The sequence below is a fragment of the Pseudochrobactrum sp. sp1633 genome, assembly GCF_030376605.1.
Taxonomy (GTDB): Bacteria; Pseudomonadota; Alphaproteobacteria; order Rhizobiales; family Rhizobiaceae; genus Pseudochrobactrum.
On the sequence record NZ_JARRAE010000011.1, the window covers coordinates 76,607 to 94,790 of the forward strand.

At 51.9% G+C, this 18,184-nt stretch carries 16 protein-coding genes, 1 tRNA gene and 1 riboswitch; of the genes, 12 read left to right on the top strand and 5 right to left on the bottom strand.

Translation table 11 applies throughout. The annotated features are described in order from the left end of the window. Window positions 1–20 precede the first annotated feature (20 nt). The 3 genes from P8H26_RS13185 to P8H26_RS13195 all read left to right on the top strand — a co-directional run bounded on the left by P8H26_RS13185 (window position 21) and on the right by P8H26_RS13195 (window position 2,371). Window positions 21–1,532: a tripartite tricarboxylate transporter permease gene (locus tag P8H26_RS13185; protein ID WP_289633529.1), complete on the top strand. Its 1,512-nt coding sequence runs from the start codon at window positions 21–23 to the stop codon at window positions 1,530–1,532. Window positions 1,533–1,665: 133 nt separating this feature from the next. Then, window positions 1,666–1,821, top strand: a complete 156-nt coding sequence (locus tag P8H26_RS13190; RefSeq protein WP_289633531.1) for a hypothetical protein — start codon at window positions 1,666–1,668, stop codon at window positions 1,819–1,821. Between the two features lie 49 nt (window positions 1,822–1,870). Then, window positions 1,871–2,371, top strand: coding sequence for a hypothetical protein (locus tag P8H26_RS13195; protein WP_289633533.1), 501 nt, complete (start codon window positions 1,871–1,873; stop codon window positions 2,369–2,371). 59 nt (window positions 2,372–2,430) lie between these two features. Here the strand turns inward: P8H26_RS13195 and P8H26_RS13200 are convergent, their stop codons facing one another. From P8H26_RS13200 to P8H26_RS13210, 3 genes are all read right to left on the bottom strand, one after another. Then, window positions 2,431–2,796 (bottom strand): hypothetical protein, encoded by a 366-nt coding sequence (locus P8H26_RS13200; protein WP_289633535.1) that lies wholly within the window; start codon window positions 2,794–2,796, stop codon window positions 2,431–2,433. 90 nt (window positions 2,797–2,886) lie between these two features. After that, a complete protein-coding gene (locus P8H26_RS13205) occupies window positions 2,887–3,288 on the bottom strand; it encodes a hypothetical protein (RefSeq protein ID WP_289633537.1) in 402 nt (133 codons plus the stop codon). 254 nt (window positions 3,289–3,542) lie between these two features. Continuing rightward, window positions 3,543–3,618, bottom strand: a tRNA-Phe gene (locus P8H26_RS13210). 465 nt (window positions 3,619–4,083) lie between these two features. After that, window positions 4,084–4,169: riboswitch (glycine riboswitch) on the top strand. 147 nt (window positions 4,170–4,316) lie between these two features. Between P8H26_RS13210 and gcvT the strand changes: the two genes are divergently transcribed. The 4 genes from gcvT (at window position 4,317) to P8H26_RS13230 (ending at window position 10,261) form a co-directional block, all read left to right on the top strand. Then, window positions 4,317–5,432, top strand: a complete 1,116-nt coding sequence (gene gcvT, locus P8H26_RS13215) for a glycine cleavage system aminomethyltransferase GcvT (RefSeq protein ID WP_289633539.1) — start codon at window positions 4,317–4,319, stop codon at window positions 5,430–5,432. A 4-nt stretch (window positions 5,433–5,436) separates the two neighbouring features. Then, the gene (gene gcvH / locus P8H26_RS13220; RefSeq protein ID WP_289633541.1) at window positions 5,437–5,805 is read left to right on the top strand and encodes a glycine cleavage system protein GcvH; all 369 of its coding nucleotides are present in this window, start codon (window positions 5,437–5,439) and stop codon (window positions 5,803–5,805) included. 3 nt (window positions 5,806–5,808) lie between these two features. Continuing rightward, the gene (gene gcvP, locus P8H26_RS13225; protein WP_289633542.1) at window positions 5,809–8,613 is read left to right on the top strand and encodes an aminomethyl-transferring glycine dehydrogenase; all 2,805 of its coding nucleotides are present in this window, start codon (window positions 5,809–5,811) and stop codon (window positions 8,611–8,613) included. Between the two features lie 250 nt (window positions 8,614–8,863). Further along, the gene (locus P8H26_RS13230) at window positions 8,864–10,261 is read left to right on the top strand and encodes an amino acid permease (protein WP_289633544.1); all 1,398 of its coding nucleotides are present in this window, start codon (window positions 8,864–8,866) and stop codon (window positions 10,259–10,261) included. A 39-nt stretch (window positions 10,262–10,300) separates the two neighbouring features. On the opposite strand, the gene P8H26_RS13235 is transcribed toward P8H26_RS13230, so the two are convergent. Both P8H26_RS13235 and P8H26_RS13240 read right to left on the bottom strand, forming a co-directional pair. After that, window positions 10,301–11,014, bottom strand: coding sequence for an LrgB family protein (locus tag P8H26_RS13235; RefSeq protein WP_289633546.1), 714 nt, complete (start codon window positions 11,012–11,014; stop codon window positions 10,301–10,303). Between the two features lie 10 nt (window positions 11,015–11,024). Continuing rightward, window positions 11,025–11,435 (bottom strand): CidA/LrgA family protein, encoded by a 411-nt coding sequence (locus P8H26_RS13240; protein ID WP_289633548.1) that lies wholly within the window; start codon window positions 11,433–11,435, stop codon window positions 11,025–11,027. A gap of 104 nt (window positions 11,436–11,539) precedes the next feature. On the opposite strand from P8H26_RS13240, the gene P8H26_RS13245 reads away from it, so the two are divergent. From P8H26_RS13245 to P8H26_RS13265, 5 genes are all read left to right on the top strand, one after another. Then, window positions 11,540–12,418 (top strand): LysR family transcriptional regulator, encoded by an 879-nt coding sequence (locus P8H26_RS13245; protein WP_289633551.1) that lies wholly within the window; start codon window positions 11,540–11,542, stop codon window positions 12,416–12,418. 197 nt (window positions 12,419–12,615) lie between these two features. Then, complete coding sequence (locus tag P8H26_RS13250) at window positions 12,616–13,794, top strand: acyl-CoA dehydrogenase (RefSeq protein ID WP_374708299.1); 1,179 nt, start codon at window positions 12,616–12,618, stop codon at window positions 13,792–13,794. 93 nt (window positions 13,795–13,887) lie between these two features. Beyond that, complete coding sequence (locus P8H26_RS13255; protein ID WP_374708298.1) at window positions 13,888–15,033, top strand: CaiB/BaiF CoA transferase family protein; 1,146 nt, start codon at window positions 13,888–13,890, stop codon at window positions 15,031–15,033. A gap of 464 nt (window positions 15,034–15,497) precedes the next feature. Then, on the top strand, window positions 15,498–17,090 hold the full coding sequence (locus P8H26_RS13260) for a peptide ABC transporter substrate-binding protein (RefSeq protein ID WP_289633553.1): 1,593 nt from the start codon (window positions 15,498–15,500) through the stop codon (window positions 17,088–17,090). Between the two features lie 162 nt (window positions 17,091–17,252). Continuing rightward, window positions 17,253–18,176: an ABC transporter permease subunit gene (locus tag P8H26_RS13265; protein ID WP_289633554.1), complete on the top strand. Its 924-nt coding sequence runs from the start codon at window positions 17,253–17,255 to the stop codon at window positions 18,174–18,176. Window positions 18,177–18,184: the final 8 nt, after the last annotated feature.

Consider the following 18,184-nt stretch of genomic DNA (forward strand, 5'->3'; position numbering starts at 1 on the left):
AGCTCGGAGGAACCAATACAATGAATCTTGATTATCTCTGGAACGGGTTTGCTGTCGCACTCACAGCGCAAAACCTTCTTATCGGCCTTATCGGGGCTTTCATCGGCACAATGGTTGGTGCTCTGCCCGCCATTGGCCCCATCAACGGCATCGCACTGCTGCTGCCGATTGCCTATACAATGGGACTTCCGCCGGAAAGCACAATGATCCTGCTGGCGGCAATTTATTGCGGCGCGGAATATGGCGGCCGCATCTCTTCTATTCTACTGAATGTGCCCGGAGATGCAGGCGCGGTTATGACTGCACTGGACGGCAATCCGATGGCGCGTCAGGGGCGTGCCGGTGAAGCGCTGATGCTCTCGGGTCTGGCCTCCTTTGTCGGCGGCATGATCGGGGCAACAGGATTGGCTTTGTTTGCGCCGCTACTGTCCGGCATCGCCATCGGCTTTGGACCGGCCGAGTATTTTGTACTGATGGTTTTTGCCTTTGCCACGCTTGGCTCGATGGTCGGCTCCCAGCCGTCAAAAACGCTGATCGGCTGTGTACTCGGTCTGATGCTGGCAACTGTCGGGCTTGATGCAACATCCGGTGCGTATCGCTTTACCTTCAACGAGCCGGAACTGGGCGACGGTATTGAGTTTGTCGTGCTGGTTATCGGCCTGTTTTCAATTTCAGAAGCGCTGCTTATTCTGGAAAATCAGGCAAAAGGCCACACAGTTATCCGTCATATGGGACGTATGTTTGCACGCTGGAGCGACATTGTGCGCTCAACAGGCGCAACGCTTCGCGGCTCTTTCATCGGTTTTATTGTCGGCGTATTGCCGGGAACCGGCGCATCCGTATCAAGCGCGGTGTCTTATACAACCGAAAAACGGATTTCTGATACAGAGGGCACCTTCGGCAAAGGTGATGTTCGCGGACTTGCAGCACCTGAAGCGGCTAATAATGCGACGGCCTGCGGTGCTTTTGTGCCGATGCTGACGCTCGGTGTTCCGGGATCAGGCACCACTGCGGTGATGCTCGGCGCATTGATGCTGTATAATATTCAGCCGGGCCCGATGCTGATTGCCGAACGGCCTGAGATTGTCGGCGGACTGATTGCATCCCTGTTTATCGGCAATATTCTGCTGCTTTTGCTCAACCTGCCGCTCGTGAATATTTTTGCCCGTCTTCTGACACTGCCAAACTGGATTCTGGTGCCGGGCATTCTCATCCTCTCGATCATCGGTGTATATTCCACCCATGCTTCTGTGTTTGCTGTTTTGCTGATGCTTGCAATCGGTATGGTAGGCTGGTTGTTGCGCAAAGCCGGATTTGACATGGCGCCGATTATTCTGGGTTTTGTGCTCGGCAATATGATGGAAGTGAACCTGCGCAATGCATTGGCGATCAGCGGCGGAGACATTGCCATTCTTTTCCAGAGCAAAATATCGCTGATCCTCTGGGGTCTGGCAGCGGCTGTTGCTGTTATTCCGGCCATACTGGCTCGTCGTGCCAGACATAAAAAGCGGATGGCTGCGCAAGCGGGCTGATTATACAAAATGACGACCTGAGAGGGAGCAGGCGAACAGTCTGCTCCCTTTGCGCGTTTTCATGAGAACTTGTCATTATTTTGTGTTACGGATGCGATGGTTCCGGCAACTGCAAACCTTGTGAAGAGCGTTCATGTCACTGATTGATATCGTCTTTATCATTATTCCGATTGTCGCTTCGATGATTATTGCCCTGCTTGTAAGCATTAAGGTGCTGCGCAGAGAATATTACTGGGCGGTCATTCCGCTGGCAGTCATTGCGATGATAACCCTGCTGGCGACAGCTTAAACTGTTCCTGCCGGTTCAAACGCATCAGCGGGATATTTTCGGATAAGTGATGCTCTCAACACTCTCCGCCATCGTTCTGTGGACATTCTATTTCTCGGTTCCTCAACCGCCGGCACCGGAGATGTGCAGCGCGGAGGACGGCGATCGTGCTTTATCTGAAACGCAGATAGAAGCATGGACGTTGCAGACAGCAAAATGCTCCTGCTTTATCTCTCTGCAAGGCACAGAGCAGAGCGAGTTTTCAATAGTGGTTGTCAAAGCAACGCCAGACCAGACGATGCCGCGGCTCTCTGCCATGCTGTCCGTTGCTGAAGAATTTCCTGAAAATACGGGGAACTTGCCGGTGCTGATCAATGACAGGCCGGTAAATGCAGAAGCCGTGCCATTGGCCGGTACTCTGACCGTTGAGCTGAACGGGGAAACGGACTGGATCACGAGTCTAGCAGAAGCGCGAAGCCTCAAGATCGGCCGCTATCGTTTTGCATCTGATAAATCAGCAGCAGCAATGGCCGGACTGAGAGCCTGCTATTCTTCCCTGAAGGGCAAATAAACGGAGCAAATTTTAAGTCTGCTCCGTTTTGTATCGCAAACCTGCAAAACAGACAGGAATTACTGTTTTGTCAGAGCTTCATATTGTGCGCAATGGGCTGCAATTGTTGAGCCTGTGGCGGTGGCAATCTGTTCAATTGAAACAGGTTCAGTGCCGTCATAGCTGTTGCCATTCGCACCTTCCGCTTCATACTTGTCGCTTTCAGCTGAATCTGCGGCAACCGGCAAGACCGCAATGATTTTCTCATAACCGGCAGTCGCATCGGCAGAAATATGGCCGTTTGCAGCGCAATATTTGATCAGACCAAGCTGGTTGCGCGCAGAATTATAGAGCTTGTTGCTGTCAGCATCCGCAAATGCAGCTGAAGACAGAACCGGCAATTGAAACATTGCAGCAGTAAAAACGGCTAAGAGCTTTGTATTCATAAGGAAACCTGTTTCGTTTGTTTCATATAACGGAAAGGATCAGAGAAAAACCTGCAGCATACGGAGCCAAGGACAGAATTATTGGCAGACTTACTGGCTGCTTTTCCGCTTTGCCATCATTTTACCCAAAGTGACCTGCCCTTTATATTGATTACAAACAGCCGCAACATCGACATTGTTTGCAGCAGCAAGATCATCGAGTGACTGTTCGTCGCCCTGAAGATAAGAAATGCCGTCACGGCCTTTCTGCTCATGAAGCTCTGCTTCATCTGAACTTGGCAGTTCGCCGTAAATTTCATCAATGCCGACTTTGAAGTACTTTTCAGAATCAGCCTCCAGCAGACCTTTACCGCTGCAAAACGCAATGATTCCAAGATCATTGCGTTTTTCCAGATAGGACGGGTCGCTGTTGTCCTGCGCGTAAACTACGCCGCTGGCAGCTGAGGTAAGCAGTGAAAAAGCTAAGATAGCAAAAATACGTTGCCGGCTCATGATTGACCTTTGTTTGCAGATAAATTTAGCAGTATCTTAAGTAAAGAAAGCAGGTAATCTTAAGAAAATCCTGCCTGTTCGCTCTTTGCGCTTTGTCTGCAATAAAAGTCAATGCGATTTTATACTGAGAATCGCATGCTATTGGCTGATTTGAAAAAAGATTACTGATGATAAAAGCAAAAAACAGCACCGGAAATGCAAACACGAGGTTGCTGTATGCGTTGTGCTGTCGTCAATTTACTGGAAAAAAAGAGTGGTGCCCGGAGACGGATTTGAACCGCCGACACGCGGATTTTCAATCCGCTGCTCTACCAACTGAGCTATCCGGGCATCTGTGTCAGCCTGTCTGGCTGGCTTGACGGTGTTGGTGTCCGTCAGGATTGAGCGGTTTATAGCATTAAATTTTCTGCTGTCCAGCACCCAAAACAGGAATAATGCAGATGATAGGCAGTTATTTTGCAAAAACCCCTGTTTTCCTTGATTTTTAAAGGATAATTTCTGTTGGGAACCCCGCCTTTTAAGTCGGAAAACTGCAAATCAGCATCAAATCGGGTGTTTTGAACGGATAAATTACGCGAATCTTCAATGCAGAGATTCTGGGTTCGGGCTTCAGCGCTTATATAAATTTTATGCGTCTTATATTGAGCATTCTGCGTCGCGGCCAAAACTGCATTTTTAAAAGACGCGACATTCCATCGCTGCCAATCATTGAAAAGCCCGATATTTCCAGATGACTTCGCGTATCAGCTGCGATAAAAGGCACACATGCCGAGGAGAGGATAATATCCTGATTCCTGTTTGTCTGCGGGAGAGCGCCGGAAACGGCCACCGAAGGGGAAATCGCCCGAAATCTCTCAGGTACCAAGAACCGCAGAAAGGCAAGGCAACTCTGGAAAGTCGGGGGAAACTCCGCGCCGAAGGTGTAAGTAAGCCGTTTCAGGCTTGCGAGTCTCTCAGGCTCCCGACAGAGGGGTACATCATGGCTTTCCGCTTTCGCGGAAGGCGTACGTGTGTCTCTGGAGTAAATAATGGGCGATACATCTTCTTTGAAAACGCTTCCGCTGGAAGAATTACATACTGCATCCGGTGCCCGTTTTGGCGGTTTTGCCGGTTGGAACATGCCTCTGACCTATCCGCTCGGCGTGATGAAAGAGCATGTGCATACCCGTGAACAGGCTGGCCTGTTCGACATCTCGCATATGAAACTCATCGAAGTTTCAGGCAGCGATGCTGCCGCTTTGTTTGCAAAGCTGTGCCCGATTGATGTCACCAAGCTCAATGAAGGCCAGTCGAAATATACATTCCTGATGAATGATGATGCAGGCATTATTGATGACCTGATTGTCACCCGTCTCGGCGATGAACGCTTTATGATTGTGGCCAATGCCGGCAATGCCGATGTTGATATCGCCCAGTTCCAAAAAGGCGCAGCAGGTCTTAACTGCACAGTCACCCCGCTTGACCGCGTTCTGCTTGCCATTCAGGGCCCGCAGGCTGCGGATGTTATGAAAAGCGTCGCCTCTGAACTCGGTTTCAGCGTTGAAAGCTTAAAATTCATGCACGGTTTTGAGCCGAAACAGGGCTGGTTCGTCACCCGCTCCGGCTATACCGGTGAAGACGGTTTTGAAATTGCCGCACCGCTCAGCGATGCACAGGCACTGGCGAAATCCCTGCTGGGCGATGCCCGCGTTGCATGGATCGGTCTTGCTGCCCGTGACAGCTTGCGCCTTGAAGCCGGTCTTTGCCTGCATGGTCAGGACATCACCGAGACCATTGATCCGGTTTCTGCCGGTCTGACATGGGCGATCACCAAAGCTGTACGCGAGACTGCAGCATTCCCTGCTGCCGCTAAAGTTCTCGAACTGATTGCCAACGGCCCTGAAAAGCGCCGCGTCGGCATCAAGCCGGAAGGCCGCCAGCCGGTTCGCGCCGGTACCAAACTGTTTGATGAGGCTGGCAGCGAAGTTGGTGAAATCACCTCCGGTGGTTTCGGCCCTTCAGCCGGTTTCCCTGTTGCTATGGGCTATGTCAGAGCAGATCTGAAAGAGCCGGGCACACGTCTTTTTGCGGAAGTCCGCGGCAATAAAATGCCTGTAGACGTCCACACACTTCCATTTACCCAACCTCGCTATCACAAAGGATAATCGCATGGCTAAAATCTTTTTTACCGAAGATCATGAATGGCTCAGCGTTGAAGACGGCGTTGCAACCGTCGGTATTACCAACCACGCTCAGGAACAGCTTGGCGATCTGGTATTCGTAGAATTGCCGGAAGTTGAACGCGTTGTAGAAAAAGGCGAAGCCATTGTTGTGGTTGAGTCTGTGAAGGCTGCATCCGATGTGTATGCGCCGCTCAACGGTGAAGTTATTGCTGTGAATGAAGAACTCAACGGCAATCCGGCTCTCGTAAACAGCGCCGCAGAAGGTGAAGGCTGGCTGTGGAAGATGAAAGTCTCCGATGAAAGCCAGCTGGAAGGTCTGCTCGACGCTGCCGGTTATCAGGCACTGGTTGGCTAAATCATGGCAGCATCATCTCTTCCGTTTGTAGAGCGCCATATCGGCCCGCGCGTGAGCGAACAGCAGTCAATGCTGTCAGCTCTCGGCCTGCCGTCGCTGGATGCTCTCATCAGTCAGGCCGTGCCGCAGTCAATTCGTCTTGACCGCGCACTCAACCTGCCTGCTCCGCTCGATGAAGCCGCAGCTCTGAGTGAACTGTCCGGCATTATGGGTCGCAACGTCGTTGCCAAAAGCTTCTACGGTGCGGGCTATCACGGCACGCATGTGCCGCCGGTGATCCAGCGCAACCTGTTTGAAAATCCGGCATGGTACACGGCCTATACGCCGTATCAGGCTGAGATCAGTCAGGGTCGTCTTGAGCTGTTGTTCAACTTCCAGACACTGGTAACAGAACTGACCGGCCTGCCGGTTGCCTGTGCATCGCTGCTGGATGAAGCAACTGCTGTTGCTGAAGCTGTTGGCATTGCCTATCGTCATCACCGCGAAAAACGCCCGAAAATGGTTGTTGCCGGTGAACTGCACCCGCAGACACTGGATGTGCTGAATACCCGCGCAGAACCGCATGGCATGATCATCGAGGTTGGTGGCGAAGTGGATACAACCACTGCTGCCGTGATCATTCCGTGGCCGGATACACGCGGCGTTTACGGTGATTTCACCCGTATTATCGCCAGCGCCAAGCAGACCGGCGCTCTGGTTGTGGCCGTTGCCGATCCGTTGGCACTGACCATTACCCAGTCTCCGGGCTCATGGGGTGCCGATATTGCTGTCGGTTCCATGCAGCGCTACGGCGTACCAATGGGCAATGGTGGTCCTCACGCTGCCTATCTCGGCGTGAAAGAAAACCTCACCCGTATCATTCCGGGTCGTATTGTTGGTCAGTCGCTCGATGCGCATGGCCGTCCAAGCTATCGCTTAGCATTGCAGACCCGCGAACAGCATATCCGCCGCGATAAAGCGACTTCGAATATCTGTACCGCTCAGGCACTGCTGGCCAATATGGCTGCATCTTATGCAATCTGGCACGGCCCTAAAGGCCTGCAGGCTATTGCTGATGCTGTTCATGCGATCACTGCCCGCTTTGCAGCCTCGCTTAAAGCCGCCGGTTTTGAACTGGCCGGTGAACAGTTGTTTGATACAGTGACTGTTACGGTTAAAGGCAAAGCACAGGATTATGCTGACAAGGCTTTGGCCGGTGAGCGTCTGATCCGTGTGATTGATGCCGATACTGTGTCTGTCACTTTCGATGAAACCTCGCTGGAAGAAGACTATCTGGCTCTGGTTGCATTGTTTGGTGCGAAACCTGTTGAAAAAGCTGCCCGTCTGCTGCCGGATGCTCCGCGTGACGATCATTTCCTGACACAGGCTGCATTCCACAGCTACCGTTCAGAAACTGAAATGATGCGTTTCCTGCGCAAGCTGGCTGATAAAGATCTGGCGCTTGACCGTGCGATGATCCCGCTCGGCTCCTGCACCATGAAGCTGAACGCTGCTGCCGAAATGATGCCGGTCTCATGGCCGACAGTTGGTGGTCTGCATCCTTTTGCACCACAGGCGCATCTGGAAGGTTACAAGGTTCTGACCGACAATCTCGAAGCATGGCTTTGCGAAGTAACCGGTTTTGACGCTGTATCCCTGCAGCCGAATGCCGGTAGTCAGGGCGAATATGCCGGTCTTCTGGCAATCCGCCGTTATCACCGCGCCAATGGCGACGAAAACCGCAATATCTGCCTCATTCCGTCTTCCGCACACGGCACCAATCCGGCCAGTGCGCAGATGGCAGGCATGAAAGTGGTTGTCGTCAACTGTCTCGAAGACGGTGACATTGATGTGGCCGATCTGAAAGCCAAGGCAGAACAGTATCGCGATACGCTGTCGGCGCTGATGATCACCTATCCGTCCACACACGGCGTGTTTGAAGAAACCATCCGTGAAATCTGCACGATCATTCACGCGAATGGCGGTCAGGTTTACTTCGACGGTGCGAACCTCAATGCGCTTGTTGGTCTGGCACGTCCTGCCGATATCGGTGCTGACGTTTGCCACATGAACCTGCATAAAACTTTCTGCATTCCGCATGGCGGCGGCGGACCGGGCATCGGCCCGATCGGTGTCGGCGCACATCTGGCACCATTCCTGCCGGGTCATGTCAATGCAGGCAGCGACAATGCGGTTTCTGCTGCACCATTCGGCAGTGCGTCTATCCTCGTTATCACATGGATGTATATCCGTATGATGGGCGGCGCCGGTCTGAAAAATGCAACGGAAGTGGCCATTCTCAACGCAAACTATATCGCTGAGCGCCTGAAGGATCATTATCCGATCCTTTATACCGGTGCGAACAATCGCGTTGCGCATGAATGCATCGTTGATACCCGCGTGTTGAAAGACAAAGCAGGTGTGAGCGTTGAAGATGTTGCAAAACGTCTGATCGACTACGGTTTCCACGCGCCGACCATGTCATGGCCGGTTGCCGGAACGCTGATGGTTGAGCCGACAGAATCCGAGTCGAAAGCTGAAATCGACCGTCTTTGCGATGCAATGATTTCCATCGCCAAAGAAGCTGCCAAGGTTGAGGCAGGTGAATGGCCGCAGGATGATAATCCGCTGGCTAATGCACCGCACACCGTTGCAGATACGATGATCGACGACTGGAAACATCCGTATTCCCGTACGGAAGCAGCGTTTCCTGCGAAGAATATGGATCCGGCTTCCAAATATTGGGCTCCGGTATCACGCATCGACAACGTAGGCGGCGACCGCAATCTGGTCTGCTCCTGCCCGCCGATGGATTCTTATACGGACTAAAAATAACAAAGGCCCTGATGAAAATCAGGGCCTTTTTGTTTGGCCTTCGAACATCAGCCTTATGCGACATTAGTCTAAGCCTATGCAATTTTTACTTCCTCTCTTAAAGCGGGGGGAGTAATCGCACAGCATGTTTGTCTGCGTCGGAGAATCAACCCGCACCAGCATGCATGCAGAAAACAAAACAGAGCATTTTCTTGGAATAACAGGAGGGAAAATGTTCTGGCAGATGAATTGTGAGGCATACTGAATGGATACTGCATCGGGGCACTCCCGCCCGACCGGTCATGAAGAAGAACCGCATCTCGCCCGTAATCTGAAAAACCGTCACCTGCAGCTGATCGCCATCGGCGGAGCTATCGGTACTGGTCTTTTCATGGGTTCCGGCAAAACAATTTCACTGGCAGGCCCGTCGATCCTGCTGGTCTATGCGATTATCGGCTTCATGCTGTTTTTCGTTATGCGTGCTTTGGGCGAGCTGTTGCTGTCCAACCTGAACTATCGCTCATTCGCTGATTTCGCCGGTGATTATCTCGGTTCATGGGCACAGTTTTTTACCGGCTGGACCTATTGGCTCTGCTGGATTGTAACCGGTGTTGCCGATGTGGTCGCCGTTGCCGGTTATATGTCATTCTGGTTCCCCGAACTGGCTCTGTGGATTCCCGCCCTTGGCCTGATCGTCGTACTGGTGGCACTAAACCTGCCAAATGTGCGCAATTTCGGTGAAATCGAATTCTGGTTCGCGCTGATCAAGATCGTGGCTATTGTCGCGCTGATTATTACCGGCGTTGTTATGCTGACATCCGGTTTCACATCGCCGAACGGCACTGCGGCTTCCATTACCCATTTGTGGGATCAGGGCGGTTTCTTCCCGAATGGCTTCTTCGGTTTTGTCGCCGGTTTCCAGATCGCGGTTTTTGCTTTTGTCGGTATTGAGCTGGTGGGAACTGCGGCTGCGGAAACCGAAAATCCGGAGCGCAATCTGCCAAAGGCGATCAACTCGATCCCTGTACGTATCGTGCTGTTCTATCTCGGATCGCTGTTTGTGATCATGACCGTGATGCCGTGGAATCAGGTTGATCCGACAAGCAGCCCGTTTGTGGCAATGTTCTCGCTGGCGGGTATCGGTATCGCCGCGCATGTGGTGAATTTCGTGGTGCTGACCTCTGCGGCCTCCAGCGCCAATTCCGGCATTTACTCCACCTCGCGTATGATCTTTGGTCTGGCAAGCTATGCACTGGCACCAAAAACGCTGGGCAAGCTGAACCACCGTCATGTACCGGTTAATGCGCTGTTCTTTTCCTGCACATTCCTGCTCGCAGGTGTTGTGCTGCTCTATGCAGGACAGAGCATTATTGAAGCCTTCACGATCGTGACCACGATTTCGGCTTTGCTGTTTATCTTTGTCTGGTCGATCATTCTGGCATCTTATGTGCAGTATCGCCGTAAACGCCCTGATCTCCATGAAAAATCAAACTTCAAAATGCCGGGCGGTTATGCTGCCATCATTATGGTGTTTGCGTTCTTTGCTTTCATTCTCTGGGCTTTGGCACAGCAGGCTGACACGGCACAGGCACTGCTGATTACACCGGTCTGGTTTGTCCTGCTCGGCGTGATCTATTTCTTCATGCGTAAAAAAAACGCATAAATGAACAAAAAAGGCCACTCTGATGAGTGGCCTTTTTTATTACAGCAAAATCCAGCGGATCAGCGGTGCGGCAAAAACATTGACCAGCCCGACCATCACCATCACCAGACCGGCAATTGTGCCCTCTTGCGCACCAATTTGCTGGGCTTTGGCAACCCCTGCCCCATGCGCGCCCATACCGAACAGCGCACCGCGCGACAAAGCCGAGCGGAGAGGCAGAAAGCGCAGAATTGTCTCCCCAAGCGCTGCACCGATCACACCCGTGATAACCACAAACAAGGCCGTCAGATTGGGAATGCCGCCAATATTTTCGGACAAGGCCATAGCAAAAGGCGAAGTCACAGAACGCGGGATCAGGCTGAGGCTCAGCGTTTCATCAAGGCTTAGCAGATGCGCAAGCCCCCATGCCGACAGTATGGCTGCACTGCTGCCAACCAGCACACCAAAAACCAGCACCGGCCAATATTGCCGCACAGTTGCCCGCTGCTCATAAATCGGCACGGCAAAAGCCACCGTTGCGGGCCCCAGCAGCATCACCAGCCAATGGGTTGCACTATTATATTCCGCATAACTCGTGCGCATTAACAGGACAGCCGCAATCAGCAGAAGCGGAGCAGCAATCAGTGGTGAGAACCACACATGCGGCCAGCGCCGGTAAAGTCTTTTCGACAGCAGGTAAAATGCAATTGTCGCGACCGACCAGAGGAGTGTGACCCAGCCGTGAGCAACAAGATAAGAGATAAAGCTGTCCATGATCGTCATCTCACGCCGCTTTGTTAAAGTGGCGGCTTAACCGCATACCGGCCTCAACAGCCAGCGCCGTTGCAATCATCACAATCAATGTGCCGAAGAGTATAACCGCCAGAATTTTCAAGCCCAGCAGGCCGAAAAACTCCCGGTGATCCAGCACGGCAAGCACTGCGGGGATAAAAAACAGCAGCATTTCCGCCAGATACCACTGCGCCCCACGGCGCACGGTCAGCAGGTTCATACCACCGGTCATAAGCAACACGAACAACAGGAACAAGCCGATCACACTGCCCGGCACGGGCAGATGCGTTAGTCTGGCTATTCCCTCCCCCAAAGCCCAGAAACCGGCGATCAAAGCGATCTGGCCGATCCGGCTGCTTTGTACCCAATGGCGGACTCCTCCCGACATTTGAGCTGGTGACATTTCATATACTCTTTATGCATGAATTTATTTCCTCCCTTATAACGCATCTGCATTCATGATAAAAATGAATTGATTGAATAGATTTAAGTCGTGTGAGGAATAGTATGGAACTGCGCACATTGCGGATTTTTGCTGAGGTTGTCCGCCAAGGCGGGTTTACGCAGGCCGCCAAAACAGTCTTTCTCACCCAGTCGGCAGTCAGCAAAGCAGTGCGCCAGCTTGAAGAAGAACTCGGCGTCACACTTCTGGATCGCAACGGCCACAAATCCGTGATGACCGATGCCGGAGAAGTGGTGTTTCAGCGTGCATTGCGCATGCTCGCAGAGCAGGATGATCTGAAAACCGAACTGGCAGAATTGCAGGGGCTGACCAAAGGCGTGCTGCGGCTTGGGCTGCCACCGATTGGCAGTGACGCTCTGTTTGCGCCAATGTTTGCGATTTATCGCAAGCTTTATCCCGGCATTGAGATTCACCTCGTAGAACATGGCAGTAAAAAACTGGAAGATATGGTGCGTAACGGCGAGGTTGATCTCGGTGCTTCTCTGCTGCCGGCACCGGATGAATTTGACTGGCAGAATGTGCGCAAAGAGCCGATTGATGTGCTGATCCCCGCATCGCACCCGCTGGCTGACCAGTCGTTTATTGCCTTGAAACAATTGCAGGATATGCCGTTCATCCTGTTTGATAGTGCTTTTGCGCTCAATCCGATTATTCTTAATGCCTGCCGCTCGCAGGGCTTCACACCTACGATTTCCGCACGCTCCAGCCAGATCAATTTTATTGTTGAACTGGTCTATGCAGGGCTTGGTGCGGGTTTTCTGCCGCGCATGATTGCCGAGCAGCGGGTGCGCTCCGGTGTGAAGCATATCACCCTCACAGAACCTGAGCTTTCATGGGATATGGCATGGGTCTGGCGGCGGGGCGCTTATCTGCCTCATGCGGCGCGCGCATGGCTGGAACTCGCCGCCGGTTTCAAACACTGAAAAACCATTGCCGCGCTTATTGACTGAAAAATAAGGCTCAGTCTTCCCGAGTACCCCGCATAGCCTCATTGCCATACAAGTACGAATGGTCAAGTTGATGCATAAAATTCATGACTAAAGTGCAAATAAGGGTTTGCAGTCTTTGGTCAATCGTCTGAGAATGTGCCAACTTTATCGGGAGATACTAAATGAGTGATATGACAAAATTTTCATGGAGCGATCCGTTCCTGCTCGATGATCAGCTGTCTGACGATGAACGTATGATCCGCGATTCCGCAGCCGCGTTTGCCAAAAGCGAATTGCTGCCGCGTATTGAAGAAGCCTATCTGGAAGAAGCCGTTCAGCCTGAACTGTTCCGCCTCATGGGTCAGGCCGGTTTGCTCGGCGTGACATTGCCGGAAAAATACGGCGCGGCTGAAGCCAATTATGTTTCCTACGGTCTTGTTGCCCGTGAAGTGGAACGCGTGGATTCCGGTTACCGCTCGATGATGAGCGTGCAGTCCTCACTCGTGATCTACCCGATTTTTGCCTATGGTTCGGAAGAGCAGAAAGACAAATATCTGCCGGGTCTGGTTTCCGGCGAGCTGATCGGCTGCTTTGGTCTGACCGAGCCGGATGCCGGTTCTGATCCTGCAGGCATGAAAACCCGCGCGGAAAAAACCGCGACCGGCTACAAGCTGCACGGCTCGAAAATGTGGATTTCCAACTCCCCGATCGCCGATGTTTTCGTCGTCTGGGCGAAGTCTGTTGCCCATGACAACCAGATCCGTGGCTTTGTGCTTGAAAAAGGCATGAAGGGTCTGAGCGCACCGAAAATCGGCGGCAAGCTTTCCCTGCGTGCTTCTGTCACCGGTGAAATCGTGATGGACGGCGTGGAAGTCGGCGAAGATGCGCTGCTGCCAAATGTATCCGGCCTCAAGGGTCCGTTCGGCTGCCTCAACCGCGCCCGCTACGGTATTTCATGGGGTGTGCTGGGTGCGGCAGAAGATTGCTGGCACCGTGCGCTGCAATATGGTCTGGATCGCAAGCAGTTTAACCGCCCGCTGGCGCAGACACAGCTTTTCCAGAAGAAGCTGGCCGATATGCAGACAGAAATCACGCTTGGCCTTCAGGGTTCGCTGCGTGTTGGCCGTCTGATGGACGAGCATAAATTCGCGCCGGAAATGATCTCTATGATGAAGCGTAACAATTGCGGTAAAGCGCTCGACATCGCCCGTCAGGCACGCGACATGCATGGCGGCAATGGTATCTCGATTGAATATCACGTGATGCGTCATTCGCAGAATCTGGAAACAGTGAATACCTATGAAGGTACGCATGATGTTCACGCGCTGATCCTCGGTCGTGCGCAGACCGGTCTTCAGGCATTCTTTTAATATTCCATAATTGCCCGCTTCCCTCTGTATGGTGCTGATTTTTCGGCGACATAACTGATGGAAGCGGGTTTTTTCATATCCGGAGCAAATCTGATGCAGGCGCCGCTGGAAGGCATTAAAGTCGTTGAACTGGCACGTATTCTTGCGGGACCCTGGATTGGCCAGACATTGGCCGATCTTGGTGCCGATGTCATTAAAGTAGAAAGCCCCGAAGGGGACGATACCCGCAAATGGGGCCCACCTTATATTGACGATGGTGCGGAACAGTCTGCCGCCTATTACCACGGCTGCAACCGCGGAAAACGCTCGATTGTCTGCGATTTTCGTGAGGATGCAGGGCGCGAGACCGTGCTCAAACTCATCAAAAATGCTGATATTGTCATCGAGAATTTCAAGCTCGGCGGTTTGGAAAAATACGGCCTTGATTATGAATCTCTGAAACAGATCAATCCGCGCCTGATTTATTGCTCTGTCACCGGTTTCGGACAGGACGGGCCTTATGCAGCGCGTGCCGGTTATGATTTCATGATTCAGGGCATGAGCGGCATTATGGATATTACCGGCGATCCAAAGGGTGAGCCGCAGAAAATCGGCGTGGCTCTGGTCGATATTATCACCGGTCTTTACGGGGTGATCGGCATTCAGTCAGCACTCCTGCATCGTCAAGTGACCGGCCTCGGCCAGCATATTGATATGTCACTGTTTGACTGTATGACCGGCGTTCTCGCCAATCAGGCAATGAATTTTCTCGCCTCCGGCGTAGCGCCGAAACGTCTCGGCAATGCGCATCCGAATATTGCGCCTTATCAGACATTACCGGTGCAAGACGGGTATTTCATCATCGCCTGCGGCAATGACGGACAATTCGCCAAACTGGCCGGTCTGCTGGGCTTAGCCGAACTAGCTGAGGATGAGAAATTCCGCACCAATGCAGCACGCGTGCAAAACCGCGATGCACTGACCGCATTGCTGGAAGGTAAAACCTCCGTTTGGTTGCGCGATGATCTGCTGGCGGCACTGGAAAAGCTCGGCGTACCGGCAGGGCCGATCAACACGATTGCCGATGTGTTTAGCGATCCGCAATTTATCGCCCGGCAAATGCGGGTGGATAATCAGGGTGTTCCGGGCTTGCGCACGCCGCTGAAATTCTCCAATACAGAACTGAAAACCAGCCTGCGCTCCCCGCGTTTAGGTGAGCATACGGAAGAAATTCTGGCAGAATTGAACTCTGAAAAATAAGCGAAAAACTGCACTTGAGAAGGCCGCTTTCAGCGGCCTTTTTATTGGTTTGACAGCTGACAAACAAAGCGCCGGCATGTCGCTTTTACAAAACCGACTCGTGATTTGGCTGATTTACCTTCAAAATGAAGGTCTTGCCTGTTGAAATGACAGTTTTTTGACCCGCATAAGCGAAAAAAATTTCTGGAACTATATTTATTGTATTTTACTTAAATTATCAGTGTTGATAAATTATTTTATCCCATTGAATAATATGATTTTTTGGCTGATTGTTTTAGTTTCGTTCTTTGTAATAAAATTTTAGAATTCGCCAATAATATTGCGATTAATAACAAAGTTTCTCTTTTGTTTTAAAATAATCTCCTTCGACTAAAGGCGCATGACGAAGAACTGAAAATAGATGTTTGACTCTGCCTGAAAAACTCATACTGAATTCGTCTCAGTACTTTAACAGGGAGGGTTATATGTATCGTAAAATTTTGCTCGCAGGTGTCTGCGCACTCACACTAACCGGCGCTTTTGCCGGTGCGGCATCTGCCGAAGTCGTTCTGAACCGTGGTAACGACACAGATCCGGCAACACTGGATCATCATCGCACATCCACCGTATCCGAAGGCCGTATTATGGCCGATCTCTATGATGGCCTTGTCCGTCAGAGCGCCAAAGGCGAAGCTGTTGCTGCCACCGCCAAATCCTGGGATATTTCCGAAGACGGTCTGGTCTATACATTCCACCTGCGCGATGATGCGAAATGGTCGAATGGCGACAAAGTAACCGCCGGTGATTTCCTGTTCACATTCCGCCGCATTATGGATCCTAAAACCGCTGCCGGTTATGCCAGCATGCTGTTCCCGATCAAAAACGCTGAAGATGTGGTTGGCGGTAAGAAACCACTCGAAGAGCTGGGTGTTGAAGCGGTCGATGATCTGACCCTCAAAATTACGCTCAAAAGCCCGACCCCTTATTTTCTTGAGCTGCTGACCCACCAGACCGGTCTGCCGATGAACAAGAAAAGCGTTGAAGAAAACGGCGACAAATTTACCGCTGCCGGTAAAATGGTGACCAACGGCGCTTATCAGCTGGTCAGCTTTACGCCGAATGACAAAATTGTCATGAAGAAAAACCCGAATTACTATGATGCGGATAAAGTCCAGATCGACGTTGTAAACTGGATTCCGTTTGAAGACCGCGCCAGCTGCATGCGCCGTTTTGAGGCCAAAGAAGTTCAGATTTGCTCCGATGTTCCTTCCGAACAGATGGATTATGTGAAGAGCAAACTGGCCAAAGAATTCCACATTGCCCCTTATCTCGGCTCCTATTATCTGCCGGTTAAAGGTAAGACCGCCGACAGCAAGCTGAAAGACCCGCGCGTGCGTGAAGCCATTTCGATGGCGATCGACCGCGAATTCATGGCAGAGCAGGTCTGGCAGGGCACAATGCTTCCGGCCTATTCGGTTGTTCCTCCGGGCATTGCCAATTATGTTGAAGGCGGCGTGAAGGCATCCTATGCCGGTGAAGACATGCTGGAGCGTGAAGACAAGGCTAAAGCCCTGTTGAAAGAAGCCGGTGTTGAACCGGGCAGCCTGTCGATTGAACTGCTCTATAATACGTCCGAAAATCACAAGAACACGATGGCTGCGATTTCCGATATGCTCAGCAATATCGGCATCAAGTCAACGCTCAACGAAACTGAGGGCGCGACCTATTTCAACTTCCTGCGTGAAGATGGTCCTTTTGACATCGCCCGCGCAGGCTGGATCGGCGATTATAACGATCCGCAGAACTTCCTGTTCCTCACTCAGAGCAGCGTGAGCTTCAACTACTCTAAGTGGAAGAACGCAGATTACGATGCTCTGATGACGAAAGCCGAAACCACAACAGACCTGAAAGCCCGTGCGGAAATTCTTGCCGATGCGGAACGTCTGTTGCTCAAAGAAACAGCCGTTATTCCGGTGTTGTATTATTCATCACGCGCTCTGGTCTCCGAGAATATCGAAGGCTGGCATGACAACCTGATGGATGCACACGCAACCCGCTGGCTGTCGCTCAAACAGTAAGTATTTTTACTGGCAGGCTGCATTGATCCGAGCGTATCCCGAAAAGTGTGAAACGGTTTTCGGATAAGATACGCGCAAGAACGGTGCAGCCTGTTGCATATCAAATTATTTTAACTTTGCGGCAGCCATTATTTTTATGAAGGCTGCAGTCAGGAAAATACTATGTTGAGCTATACGCTGCGGCGGCTGGCCAGCGCGATCCCGACGATATTTATCATCATCACGCTGACTTTCTTCATGATCCGGCTGGTGCCGGGCGGCCCGTTTGATCTTGAGCGCCCGATTGATCCGCTGATCCTCGAAAATCTGAAAAAAGCCTATAATATGGATGCGCCTTTATGGCAGCAATATCTGATCTATTTAGGCAATCTGCTCAAAGGTGATCTGGGGCCAAGCTTTGCCCGCCGTGATTTTACGGTCAATGATCTGTTTGCTTCCGGTCTGCCGGTTTCTATTCTGCTTGGTGGTCTCGCGCTCACACTTGCCGCAATTCTTGGCACAATTCTCGGCGCCATTGCAGCGCTGCGCCAGAATTCATGGCTCGATTATACCATTGTTGCGGTTGCAACATTCGGTATCACCACTCCCAATTTCGTTGTTGCCCCGCTGCTCAGCCTGTTTTTCGGCGTTATTCTCGGTTGGGTGCCTGCGGGTGGCTGGTCTTCCGCCAATATTGCCTATTGGATATTGCCGATCACCACACTGGCACTGCCGCAAATTGCAGTGATTGCCCGCTTAGTGCGCGGCTCAACGATTGAAGCCCTGCGTGCCAATCATGTGCGCACGGCGCGTGCCTATGGTCTGCCCGCCCGTATTGTTGTCGGCGTGCATGCGCTGCGTGCGGCTCTTCTGCCTGCTGTTTCCTATCTCGGCCCCACAGCCGCAGCCCTGCTCACAGGCTCAGTCGTTGTGGAAACTATTTTCGGTATTCCGGGTATCGGACGCTACTTCGTGCAAGGTGCGCTGGGTCGTGATTACACACTGGTTATGGGTACCGTTGTGGTCATTTCGGTCTTTGTCGTGCTGTTCAACTTAATTGTTGATCTGATCTATGCTTATCTTGATCCGCGGGTGCGCTATGACTGATATCTCAA